At 61.6% G+C, this 12383-nt stretch carries 9 protein-coding genes; 5 read left to right on the top strand and 4 right to left on the bottom strand.

From position 1 onward, the window contains the following. Nucleotides 1-27: 27 nt before the first annotated feature. Both astA and AC06G5_RS11455 read left to right on the top strand, forming a co-directional pair. Nucleotides 28-1062, top strand: coding sequence for an arginine N-succinyltransferase (gene astA / locus AC06G5_RS11460; protein WP_413428046.1), 1035 nt, complete (start codon nucleotides 28-30; stop codon nucleotides 1060-1062). A 142-nt stretch (nucleotides 1063-1204) separates the two neighbouring features. Then, nucleotides 1205-2074: an isocitrate lyase/PEP mutase family protein gene (locus tag AC06G5_RS11455; protein WP_413428045.1), complete on the top strand. Its 870-nt coding sequence runs from the start codon at nucleotides 1205-1207 to the stop codon at nucleotides 2072-2074. A 212-nt stretch (nucleotides 2075-2286) separates the two neighbouring features. Here AC06G5_RS11455 and AC06G5_RS11450 read toward each other — a convergent pair whose 3' ends face one another. Further along, nucleotides 2287-3360 carry a diguanylate cyclase gene (locus AC06G5_RS11450; RefSeq protein WP_413705141.1) on the bottom strand — a complete coding sequence of 358 codons (1074 nt, stop codon included), beginning with the start codon at nucleotides 3358-3360 and terminating at the stop codon, nucleotides 2287-2289. A gap of 199 nt (nucleotides 3361-3559) precedes the next feature. Here AC06G5_RS11450 and AC06G5_RS11445 point away from each other — a divergent pair, with 199 nt between their 5' ends. From AC06G5_RS11445 to hglS, 3 genes are all read left to right on the top strand, one after another. After that, nucleotides 3560-5014: a flavin-containing monooxygenase gene (locus AC06G5_RS11445; protein ID WP_480459486.1), complete on the top strand. Its 1455-nt coding sequence runs from the start codon at nucleotides 3560-3562 to the stop codon at nucleotides 5012-5014. A 22-nt stretch (nucleotides 5015-5036) separates the two neighbouring features. Beyond that, entirely contained in the window at nucleotides 5037-5993 is a 957-nt protein-coding gene (locus AC06G5_RS11440; protein ID WP_413705491.1) for an alpha/beta fold hydrolase, read from the top strand. A 373-nt stretch (nucleotides 5994-6366) separates the two neighbouring features. After that, nucleotides 6367-7773 (top strand): 2-oxoadipate dioxygenase/decarboxylase HglS, encoded by a 1407-nt coding sequence (hglS, locus tag AC06G5_RS11435; protein WP_413705142.1) that lies wholly within the window; start codon nucleotides 6367-6369, stop codon nucleotides 7771-7773. Between the two features lie 366 nt (nucleotides 7774-8139). On the opposite strand, the gene AC06G5_RS11430 is transcribed toward hglS, so the two are convergent. From AC06G5_RS11430 to AC06G5_RS11420, 3 genes are all read right to left on the bottom strand, one after another. After that, complete coding sequence (locus AC06G5_RS11430; RefSeq protein ID WP_413428041.1) at nucleotides 8140-8718, bottom strand: hypothetical protein; 579 nt, start codon at nucleotides 8716-8718, stop codon at nucleotides 8140-8142. A gap of 130 nt (nucleotides 8719-8848) precedes the next feature. Further along, a complete protein-coding gene (locus tag AC06G5_RS11425) occupies nucleotides 8849-9922 on the bottom strand; it encodes a lipocalin-like domain-containing protein (RefSeq protein ID WP_413428040.1) in 1074 nt (357 codons plus the stop codon). Beyond that, on the bottom strand, nucleotides 9912-12383 hold the full coding sequence (locus AC06G5_RS11420) for an ABC transporter permease (RefSeq protein ID WP_413428039.1): 2472 nt from the start codon (nucleotides 12381-12383) through the stop codon (nucleotides 9912-9914). The genes AC06G5_RS11425 and AC06G5_RS11420 overlap by 11 nt, the downstream gene beginning before the upstream one ends.

Here is a 12383-nt window from a genome sequence, read left to right as displayed (position 1 = left end):
GAGCACACGCGAACAAGGAACAACCGCATGATTGTCCGTCCGGTCCAGATCACCGACCTGCCCGCCGTGCTCATACTGGTGCGCCAGGCGGCTCCGGGGCTGACCAGCCTGCCGGCCGACGAAGAACGCCTGGCCCATCGGATCCGCTGGGCCCAACGTACTTTCGCCGGGCAGGTCGATCGGGCCGATGCCGATTATCTGTTCGTGCTCGAGGACGACGAGCAGCAAGTGGTGGGCGTCAGCGCCCTGAAAGGTGGGGTCGGCCTGCGCGAGCCCTGGTACAACTACCGGGTCGGACTGACGGTCAGTACTTCACCGGACCTGGGTATCCAGCGCCAGATCCCGACCCTGTTCCTGAGCAATGAATTGACCGGGCAATCGGAAGTCTGCTCGTTGTACCTGCGCCCCGATCAGCGCCAGGGAAGCAACGGTCGCTTGCTGTCGCTCGGGCGTTTGTTGTTTGTGGCCGAATTTACCCAGCTGTTTGGCGACCGGCTCATCGCCGAATTACGCGGAAGTGCCGACGAACGAGGTGGCTCACCGTTTTGGGACAGCCTCGGCCGGCACTTTTTCAAGATGGATTTCAGTCATGCCGACCACTTGTCCGGGCTGGGCAACAAATCGTTCATCGCCGAACTGATGCCACGCCAGCCGCTGTACACCTGCCTGCTCACCGAACAGGCCCAGGCGGTGATCGGCAAGGCCCACCCGAATACCGCGCCGGCCCTGAAAATCCTCAGCGCCGAAGGCTTTGCCCATAAGGGCCACATCGATATCTTCGACGGCGGACCGGTCATTGAAGCCCCGGTTTCCGCGATCCGCACCGTGCGCGACAGCCAACCGCTGTCTCTGGTCATCGGCTCGCCAGACGATAAAGCGCCGATCTGGCTGATTCACAATCGCCGCCTGGAAAACTGTCGCATTACCTGCGCCACGGCCCTACAGGCGGGCAACAGCCTGGTGGTTGATCGCCTGACCGCCAAGCGCTTGCAACTGCAACCCGGTGACTCGGTGCGCGCCGTGCCGTTGCTTGACCAACGGCAACAGACCGTGGCGGCGTGACTCATCAGGTTCATCGTTGCAACGTCAATCTGCCGAACCCGGCAAATTCGTCATCATTCTCCCCCTGCGCGCGTGATAGCCTTTTATTTCTTCGGCGTTGACACTTTTGCTCAAGCCCTTCCATTCCATTGGTGGAACTCATATGTCCAGGCTTTCCCATCAAGATTTGCGCCGCAATTTTCGCCAACTGCTCGCCTCCGACACCTGCTACCACACAGCCTCGGTTTTCGACCCGATGTCGGCCCGTATCGCCGCCGACCTGGGCTTCGAAGTCGGGATCCTCGGTGGTTCGGTTGCCTCGTTGCAAGTGCTGGGCGCCCCTGACTTTGCCCTGATCACCCTCAGCGAGTTCGCAGAACAGGCCACCCGTATCGGCCGCGTCGCCCAGTTGCCGGTGATTGCCGACGCCGACCACGGCTACGGCAACGCGCTCAACGTCATGCGCACCATCGTCGAACTCGAGCGTGCCGGCGTCGCCGCGCTGACCATCGAAGACACCCTGCTGCCCGCGCAGTTCGGCCGCAAATCCACCGACCTGATCACGGTCGCCGAAGGCGTCGGCAAGATCCGTGCGGCACTGGAAGCCCGCTGCGATAAGGAAATGGCGATCATCGCCCGTACCCACGCGGGGATCCTGCCGGTTCAGGAAATCATCAGCCGCACACGCCAATACCAGCGCGCCGGGGCCGACGGCATCTGCATGGTGGGTGTAAAGGACTTCGACCATCTGGAGCAGATCGCCGAGCACCTGAGCGTGCCGCTGATGCTGGTGACCTACGGCAACCCGCTGCTACGCGATGACAAGCGCCTGGCCGAACTGGGTGTGCGCGTAACCATCGACGGCCATGGCGCGTACTTCGCCGCGATCAAGGCGACCTACGACAGCCTGCGCGAGCAACGCCAGATCCTCACCCAGACATCGGACCTGAGCGCGACCGAGCTGACGCACACCTACACGCAACCGGAGGAATACATCCGCTACGCGGAGGAGTTCATGAGCGTGAAGGAATGACGCTTTAAACCGACACGCCGCCTTCGTCGGATCGCCGCCCGGAGCAAGCCCGCTCCCACAGTGGGCTTGCGGTGAGCAGATCATTTGGGTCCACCCGCGATCATTTGTGGGAGCGGGCTTGCTCGCGAAGAGGCCATCACAGCCAACACCCACGCTGCCTGACACACCGCCTTCGCGGGCAAGCCCGCTCCCACAGGTTTTGCGGTGAGCGGTCACGCCGAGTCGAGCAGTTCGCGATAGGGTTTCCCGTCACCGCAACAGATCACCCGGTTACGCCCGGTGGTCTTGGCTTCGTATAGCGCATGATCGGCGTCGTTGAGCCAAAGCGTCGCGTCGCAATGGGCCGGATTGAATGACGCCAGGCCAATGCTCAGGCTGACTTTCAGCGCCGGGCTCTGCTCGTACCCCAAGGTGGCGAAGCGATCACGCAGGGCATCCATGACGGCGGCGGCGCGGTTCAGGGGCAGGTCCGGAAGGATCACGCAGAACTCGTCACCGCCGTAGCGCCCTGCCACATCGGTCGCCCGCAGGTTCTGCTTGAGCATTTTGCTCAATTGGCGCAAGACGATATCGCCGGCAACATGGCCGCAGGTGTCGTTGATGGCCTTGAAATGGTCGATGTCGATCAGGGCAATCGCCCCGCCTTTTTGCTGGTGTTTGCAACGCTGGAACTCGACTTCCAGCTGGTCCTTCCAGGCGCCATGGTTCAGCAGGCCGGTCAGGCTGTCGGTGCGGCTCAGTGCCAGCAGCTCACGTTTTTGACGGCCAAGGGTATGGGCCTGACGAAAGCAGATCCAGCCCAGCGCCAGCGGATACAGGCACAGCAACGGCAAACAGGCATAGAGCTGCACCGGGCTGGTGGCAGGAATGAACGCCGGGGCGAAAATCTGCAGGCCGACACAGATGCCCAGTACTTGCGCGGCCGTCCCGGCCAGCAGGAAGCGCAAGCCGCCGATGGCCACGTTGTTCATGGCCATCATGGAAATGGTGGTCGCGCTGGGCAGTGGATTGAATTGCATCGCGGCAATCCAGAAGCCACCGAGAAAGGCATCGATCAGCAGGTTGCGGTGTTCGGCATGATAGGGCGTCCTGGCCCGGCGCGCCCATTGGTATGCCAGGTGCGGCCAGACCAGGCCATTGAACCACATGAAACCCCAGACCCAAGGCGCTGGATCGAGTGGATACATCGCCGCGCTCACGCACACCAATCCCAGGGCCAACCCCAGGATTCGCGATGTATAGAGCCTCCTGGCTAATGAAACCCCCCTTCCTCCCGTTTTTGCCATAGGGCCTCTGTACCACTCGACGGAATGCGATAACAGCCTGTGCCTCTGCTCTGGAGTCTATCAGGGTGAGATTAAATAGCCATCACCGGCTTGCGGGCTGAATATCGCTGCATCACGCTCGCATAAAAGCAAAAGCCTCGTCTCCAGAAACGGCTATACATGAAAGAAGGGATTGATCAATGACCATAAGAGGAGGCCCATGCAGACCTTTCAAGTATTGATCATCGGCAGCGGTTTTGGTGGCCAATGTGCCGCAATCAATTTGCTCAAGGCCGGCATCGACGATTTCCGCCTGCTGGAGCGACGGGACTTCTTCGGTGGCACCTGGTGCCAGAACACCTACCCCGGCGCGGCAGTCGACGTGCCCTCGCCGCTGTACTCCTTGTCTTTCGCCCCGTATCAATGGACGCAAATGTTCGCCGGACAGGCCGAACTGCATCGCTACACCCGCCATGTGATGGAACACTTCGGCCTGCGGGACAAAGTGGAACTGGACGCCAATGTCGTGCGCATCGAATGGGACGAGGCCAACAGGCGCTGGAAGGTGTTCACCGCGGGCAAAGGCACGTTTTGCGCGCAGTTTCTGATCAACGCGACCGGGCCGCTGAGTCAACCGGTGGTGCCGCACTTCGACGGACAGGAGCGCTTTCGGGGCAAGACTTTCCACACCAACAACTGGGATCACACCTGCGACTACCGGCAAAAACGCGTGGCCATCGTCGGCAGCGGTGCCAGTGCGGCCCAGGTCATTCCAGCGATTGCCCCGGACGTCGGGCACTTGCATGTATTCCAGCGCACGCCTCACTGGGTACTGCCTCGGGCTGACCGCAGCTTCGGCCGCTTGCAGCGCTGGCTGCTGGGGCTCAAGCCCGCCTACAAGCTGCTGCGCTGGGGAATCTACTGGCAATTCGAAACCCGGGTGATCGCCTTCAAGTATTCGAAGCCGGCGGTGCACATGGTCCAGCGCCAGGCCCTGCGCTTTCTCAAACGCCAGGTACCGGACGCCGAACTACGGCGCAAACTGACGCCGGACTACACCATCGGCTGCAAACGGGTGATCCTGTCCAGCACGCTGTACCCGGCACTGGCCCGCCGCAACGTGACGCTGCACAGCCGCGAGCAAGGCATCGCGTCCATCGACGAAACAGGCATCGTTACCCTCGATGGCCACCACATCGACCTGGACCTGATCGTCTGGTCCACCGGCTACGACGCCACCGACGGGGTGATTTCCTACCCGGTAACGGGCAAAAACGGTACCCGTCTGCAAGAGGTCTGGGCGCAATACCCGCGGGCCTACCTCGGCACCGCCCTGCCCGACTTCCCCAATCTGTTCATCGTCACCGGGCCGAACACCGGCATCGGCCACACCTCGGCGCTGTTCATCATCGAATCCCAGATGAACTACATCCTCGATTGCATTCGCACCTTGAAGACTCGAGGTTTACGCAGCATCGAAGTTCGCCATGAGGCGGAACGTACCTACACTGAAATGATCCACCGGGAAATGGAACGTACCGTGTGGAAGTCCGGTGGTTGCCACAGTTGGTACCAAAGCAAGAGCGGTCATGTGATTGCCATGTTTCCGGGGTTCAGCTTCAGTTTTCATCGCTTGACCCGAGCGCTGAAACCCGCCGATCACATTTTGTCCTGAGCAGATAGAAGGGAGACGCATGATGCTTTTGTTATTCGTCGTTCTCGCAGTTTTCGTCGCCTGGAGCTGGCTGACCTACCCGGCCATCGGCTACTGGCTCTACGACTTGAACATGGCGGCCGAGGCCAAGCTGTACCGGTTGCACAAAATCGTCGTGCCCATCCCCGAGATGACCGTCTCGACCTGGCAAGGCGGGCCATACGAAGCCACCAGCAATGTGCTGATGCTCCATGGCTTCAGCGCCGACAAGAACCTCTGGCTGCGTTTCGCCCGGCACTTTGTCGGCAGCCATCGGGTGATCATCCCGGACATCGCCGGCCATGGCGAAACCGGATTCAAGGCCGGCGGCGGCTACGACATCCCGCTGCAGGCCAAGCGCATGATCCAGCTGCTGGACGTGTGCGGGGTCGAGAAAGTGCATGTCATCGGCAACTCCATGGGCGGCTACATGGCCGCGTGGCTCGCGGCCAACTACCCGGAGCGCATTGTGTCCGTGGCCCTGATCGACCCGGCCGGCGTCACCTCGCCCGAGCCCAGTGACCTCGAGCGGCATCTGGCCAAGGGCCACAACCCGTTTCTGATTCATTCGCGGGAAGAATTCCGGCGTTTCTACGCCATGACCATGGCTTCGCCACCCTGGGTACCGAAGCTGGTGCTCGATGCCGTCGCCCAGCGTTATGAACAGTCCCGCGAGGAGCTGGAAGAAATCTTCCGGGAGTTCCGTGCCAGCCCGCCGATGGAACCGCACCTGTCCGACATCAGCGCCCCGGCGCTGTTGCTGTGGGGGCGCAAGGACCGGCTGATCGATGTCAGCAGCGTAGCGGTCTGGAGCAAGGGCATCGTCGACTTGCGCGTGCATATCTGGGACGCCATCGGGCACATGCCCATGGTGGAAGCCCCCACCGGTTCGGCGCGTCTGTATCGCGAGTTTTTGGCATCGCTGCGCTCGGAGAGCCCACAGGATCAACGACAGCATTAGGGGGCGTTCTCAATTAGTTTCCCCACCGCGCCGGGTCTGCTGTTGTGCAGGGCAAGGCGCGAGAAGCGCAGTTTGGTCATTCCAAATCAGCTTCGAGCAACACAGCCCTGCACAACAGCAGGCCCGGCCCTTCGGGTTGTGCCTTAAAGCTGGCCATGCTGCGTTGCAGGCCTTGGAAAGGGAACAACCATTCCCAGCGGCCTACGCCTTGCCTGGCCAGCTTTAAGGCGACAACGCGGTGGGGAAACTAATTGAGAACGCCCCCTTGCAGTCCTTTGCAGAATGAAGTTCGTCAGAAACTTCGTTTGTCGGCGTCGCTGAAGGCTGCGATCTTTCGTCCATCCTTTACGTCACCGCGCCAGGAATCCTGTTCATGAATCACCCGAACTTCGTCAGCCCTGACCTGATCCGCCAACGCTTCTCCAAAGCGATGTCCGACATGTACCGCGAGGAAGTGCCGTTGTACGGCGCGTTGATGGAACTGGTGGAACAGACCAACCGTCACGCGCTGGAAAGCGACCCGCAACTCCTGCAGCAGCTCACGAGTACCGGCGAAATCGAGCGCCTGGACCTGGAGCGACATGGGGCGATCCGTGTCGGTACGGCCGATGAACTGGCGACCCTCGCCCGCCTGTTCGCGGTGATGGGCATGCAACCGGTGGGTTACTACGACCTGACACCGGCCGGCGTGCCGGTACATTCCACGGCGTTTCGCGCGGTGCACGAAGCGTCGTTGCAGGTCAGCCCGTTCCGGGTGTTCACCTCGCTTCTGCGCCTGGAATTGATCGAAGACCTGGAACTGCGTGCGTTTGCCCAGTCGATGCTCGACCAGCGCTCGATCTTCACCCCCACGGCCCTCACGCTCATCGAGCGTGCCGAAACCCGGGGTGGCCTGACCGAACAGGAAGCCCTGGAGTTCGTCGAACAGGCCCTGGAAACCTTTCGCTGGCACCACAGCGCCACTGTCACCGCCGAGCAGTATCAAAAGCTCAGCGCCCAGCATCGGCTGATCGCCGACGTGGTGGCGTTCAAGGGACCGCACATCAATCACCTGACACCACGGACCTTGGACATTGACATCGTCCAGGCGCAAATGCCGGTCCATGGCATCACCCCCAAAGCGGTGATCGAAGGCCCGCCCCGCCGCCAGTGCCCGATCCTGCTGCGCCAGACCAGTTTCAAGGCCCTCGACGAACCGATTGCCTTCACCGATCAAAACGAGGCTCGCGGCAGTCACAGCGCCCGCTTCGGCGAGATCGAACAGCGCGGTGCCGCCCTCACGCCCAAGGGCCGCGCACTGTACGACCGCTTGCTCAATGCCGCACGGGACGAACTCAAGGACTTCCCCAGCGAAGCCAACGCCGCGCGCTACAACGCCCTGATGGCGCAGCATTTCAACGAGTTCCCCGACACCTGGGAAGGCATGCGCCAACAGGACCTGGCTTACTTCCGCTACTTCGTGACGGAAAAAGGCCTGGCGGCAGGCGACCTGAAAAACGCCGCCCTGGAAGACCTGCTCAGCGGCGGTTACCTGCGGGTTGAACCGCTGGTGTACGAAGATTTCCTGCCGGTCAGCGCGGCGGGGATTTTCCAGTCAAACCTGGGGGACGCGGCGCAGGCCCGCTACGGTGTGCACTCCAATCAGCAGGCGTTCGAAAAGGCCCTGGGCCGGCCGACGATCGATGAACTGGGGCTGTATGCCCAGAGCCAGCAGCGTTCGATCGAACAGTGTTTCGCCGCGTTGGCCGATGTTGTTCAAGTCAATAAAAAACAGGACTGAACGACATTTCACAACTGTGTAAAAACAGGACTCGGCAAAAAAAACGGGCGACCTGCAGGACGCCCGTTTTTTTATATCCGAAACTTTCAATACAGCATACAAAGGGTTCGCCCAGTGCACTGGCCTCGGCAATCCATGCACTGGTAAAGAGCCCTGCACTGGGCGAACGGAAAGCATTTTAGTAGAAGTAGCTAAATATGTCCGTGTGCTGAACATGAAATTTATCGACACCATATTTAATTAGATGTCGATTTAAATCCAATCCAGCACAGAACAACGAACTCACCAGTTCGACCAATAGAGTTGATTATTCCTATACAAAACCCGCACAAAAACAATCAACCCGTTTAGAGCCAATATTCAATTTCAGTGCTTGCTGGTCACCGTCAATATATCGGTGTAAACCACGTTCACGCTTTGCCCGACTTTCAGGTCCTTGAGTTTGGCCTGAACTTCAGGTCGCTTGACGTCAACCGTCTTGGACTTGCCTTCCGGGTTTTCGAAGGTCACCTGGTTTTTCTTCAGGTCAATATGGGTGATTTTCAGCTGCACTTTCACCTGACGGTAAGCTTCGCCGCCGGGGTTGGCGCTACCGGGTGCTGCGCGCACTTCGCCACTGGCTTCGGCGGTGCCTGGCAGGCCTTTGTCGACGTCAGTGTCGAGGTAGGCTGCAACGGCGCTGGTGACCTTGATATCGACGGTATCGCCGACCTTGAGGTTTTTGAGGTTTTTCGCTTTTTCGGTCAATTGCACCGGGAACTCATTACCCTGCGGGCCTTTAAGGACCACGGAATGGTTCGCGGTATCTACGGAAACGACTTTGGTGGAAACCTTATCAACCACCACGACTTCGGACAACGGGATATCGGCGGCTACCGCGGCAAAACTGGCGGTCGACAGCAAAGTAGCGAGGGTGATGGCTTTGGTCAGTACGTGGCGTTTCATAGGCAGAACGTTCCCTGTGATAGATGGCAACAGACGACGTTGAAACAGGCTCAACGCCATGTGTGCGATGAGCATAGACGCTGTTTAGCGAGTGGTCGCGGCGGGCCGCTGACTTTCGTGGCGCAGGGTACTAATACCCGGTCATTTCCAGATATCCGTTCCCGGCATGGCTGCCACTGAGACGTACCGGGCCTTCCCAGTAAGGAATGCGCAAATCCATCCAGGCCTGGGGATTGAGCGCGGTGATGGCGATATCAAGGTGTCTGGCGGGGATCTTGATCAACCAGCGCACGGGCATTTCGCGCCCGGCCACGCGGGCGGTGTCTTGCGGCGTCAGGCTGATGTCGCTGGCGTGGAGCAATTGTGTCTGGCCCCGGGCGTCGATCCAGGTGCCGGTGAGGTAAGGCGCGCCATCCTTTTGCCGCATGCGATACAGCATCACCTGCTCGCCGCTGTCCAGGTGCAGGGAGAACCAGTCCCAGCCGCTCTGGTTGGCCGTCAGGGGCTGGCTGCTCCATTCGCGGTCGAGCCAGGCCGGGCCGCTGACCTGATAGGTTTGGCCATCGATGTCCAGGGTGCCGCTGGCTTGGAAAAACGGCTGGCTGTAGTAATAGGAGGCTTGGCCCTGTTCGGATTTCTGGCTGAAGCCCTGGTCCCCCTGAAGCACCAGCGGACCTGTCGAGGTCAACCGCAAGCGGTAGCTGAAACGCTGGTCGCGAGCGCTGAGCAGCAGGTCGGCCAACGGATTGTCGGCAGTCGCCTGACTGCGCAATTGCCAGTCGTCGATCCATGCATTGAACGGCGCGACGCTGACACCGGCCTGGCCGACGCCGCCACGGGCATAACGCTCAGCCGCGTGATGCGCCGTCGCCGACGTCACCGCCGCGTGACCGAGCCAGATTGTTTGATTCTGCCAACCTGTCAGTTCGGGGGCGGCTTTCAAGGCACTGCGGAACAACGTCCATTGTGCGCCGAACTCATGCCCCTGATCGTCCTTGAGGTTGGCCGTGATGTACCACCATTCGATGCGAAAGCCGTCGTGCGGGCCGTGATCCGCCGGGAAGCTGAACACCCGACCGGGCACCACCGGGGTGAACGCAGCAGCCTGGTTGCCCAGCCCGGCAAAACCCTTTTCTGCCGGTGCCGGTTGATCGCAACCGCTCGCCAGCAGCGCCAGGAGCAACACGCCGAGCTTAATCTTCATGGGCAAACGTCCGCAGCAGATCCGCTGGTTGCGTGCGGTACAAACGGTACAACGGCCAGGCCGAGGCCAGTAACGTCGCCACCAGCGCCAGCCCCATCAACTGCAGCAGTTGCCATGGAAACACCCGCAGCGGCAGGCGCCAGCCAAAGGCCTGCACGTTGATCACCGTGTCCAGGCACCACGCCAGGGCGATGCCCAACGGCAACGCCAGCACCAGGGTCAGCAGCGCCAGCAACCAGGTCTGCCCGAGGTTGAGCAACATCAGATGCCGACGTGTCACGCCCAGCGCCCACAGCGGCGCCAGTTGCCCGAGACGACTCTGGCTTTGAGTCAACAGACTGATGAACAACGCCACCCCGGCCACACACAGCGTCAGGCTGTTGAGCGCGGCGGTGGCGGCGAAGGTGCGTTCGAAGACTTGCGTGGACCAGCCCTTGAGCCGCGCCTGATCGACGATACGGCTGTCGTCCAGGGTAAAACGCGCCTGCAACGCCGTGACGAACGCCGGGATCGACGCCGGATCGATGCGCAGGTTGAAGCGGTTCGGAGTCAGTTGCGGCCAGCCGCGCAACAGGTGGCCGATATTCACCAGAATGTGGCCCTTGGGATTGCCATAGTCGGCGTAGATCCCGACGACCCGTGGCGACCACGAGCCCAGGGGCGTCGGCAGCGTCAGGTGATCGCCCAGTCGCACGTGCAGGCGCCGGGCCAGTTGTTCGCTGAGCATCACCGCATCGTCCTTGGCCAGTCGCTCCCAAGGGTCATCGCCCAAGGCTTCGAGCAGTGGCCAGTGCTGGCGATAGGTCAGGTGGTCGATGATCCCGGACAGGTCCGTCGGCCAACCCTGCAACTGGATCGACACCTGCCAGTTGGGCAGCACCGCCGCCAGTTGCGGCTGCTGGTTGAGCCAGCTGTGCAGCTCCCGGGCCTGGGCCGGGTTCTGTGGGTTGAGGTAAAGCTCGGCCGTCAGCCGTTGTTCGAGCCAGTCGCTGAAGGTCTGGCGAAACCCGGCAGTCATGCTGCCGGCCCCGATATTCGCCGCCATGGCCAACAGCAATGCCATCAATGCCAGGCTCAGCGCCGGTAATTGCTGGCGGCAATCGGCGACAAACCATTGGCCAAGCACCGAGCGACTGCGCTGCGAGCCGAAATTGAGCAGCGAACTGAGCACCACCGGCAGTGCCAGTGCGGCGCCGATCAACAGCGCCGCCATCAAGACGAAGCCACTGACCAGGCTGTCGCCGAAGATCAGCGCCAGCAGCGCAATCACCCCGGCCATTGCCGCCACCGCGCCCTGGCGCAGCAACCAGCGGGCATGGGCCTGATGCCAGGCCTGCGGGTCGGCCAGCGCCAACAAGGGCAAACGCGCTGCCCGCAGCAGACTGTTGACCCCGGCCAGCATCGCGCCGATCAAGCTCAGGCCGATACCGCTGAACCACCATGCCAGGCTGAGGCTCAACTGCCCCGCCACTTCGGCACCGTACAAGCCGCGCAGGCTGGCGGCGACATCCGGCAACAGCATGCCGGCCAGCAGGTAGCCGCTGACCACCCCGGCCACACCGCCGATCAGGGCCAATCCGCCCAGTTCGACGGTGAGGCAAGCGATCAGCATCCGCGCACTCACACCGCAGGCACGCAAGGTCCGGAGCAAGCTTCGCCGCTGCTCCAGTGCCAACCCGATGGCCGCGTGCACGATGAACAGACCGACCACGAACGACAGTACCCCCAGGGCATCGAGGTTCAGGTGAAAGCTTTCGGTGAGGCGCGTCAGGTTGTTTTCTTCACCGGCGCTCTTGAGTTGCAACTGTCCCTTGAACGCTTCCGGCAGCGGCGCGGTGAAACCCTTCGGTAACAGCAGTCGCGACAGTTGATCCGGCAACCCCAGAATCTGCTGGGCAAAACCGATGTCCATCAGCAGCACACCAGGCGCCATATCGGCCTGCACATGCAGCGGCGGCAGTGCCGCGCCAGCCAGGTTCAAGGGCCGGTCACCTTCGCGCAAACCCAGTGCCTGCAAAGTCTGTGACGAGATCCAGGTACTGCCCGGCGGGCTGAAAAAGCCGACAACCTGCTCAATCGCCAAGGCCTGCCCGGCCACCGCCGCGCCGGCCGGCAGCGACACCGGCTCGATGCCCATCAGCTGCAAGCGCTGTTCTTCGTGCCCCTTGAGGGTGACCCGCCCTTGCAGCACCGGTGATACGGGCCACCCCGCCTGGCGCAGATCGATAAACCATTGCTGAGGGAAGGAGCCGCCACCGGGCGCACCGAGGCTGGCCTGAGGTTCGCCGCCGATCAACTGACTGGCGCGGGCATAGCTGTCGCGGGCCTGGCTGTTGAGTGCCTGGACGCCGGTCAACAGACTGGTGGCCAGCCACAACCCGGTCAGCACACTGAAAAACTGCACCGGGTGCTGCCGCCAGTGGCTGAGTAGTGCGCGCAGGGTTTCGCCAAAGATGCGCAT

It is taken from the genome of Pseudomonas sp. WT-JTC, assembly GCF_056711565.1.
Note: the sequence above shows the minus strand (reverse complement) of the source record. Positions and strands in the feature narration are given on the sequence as shown.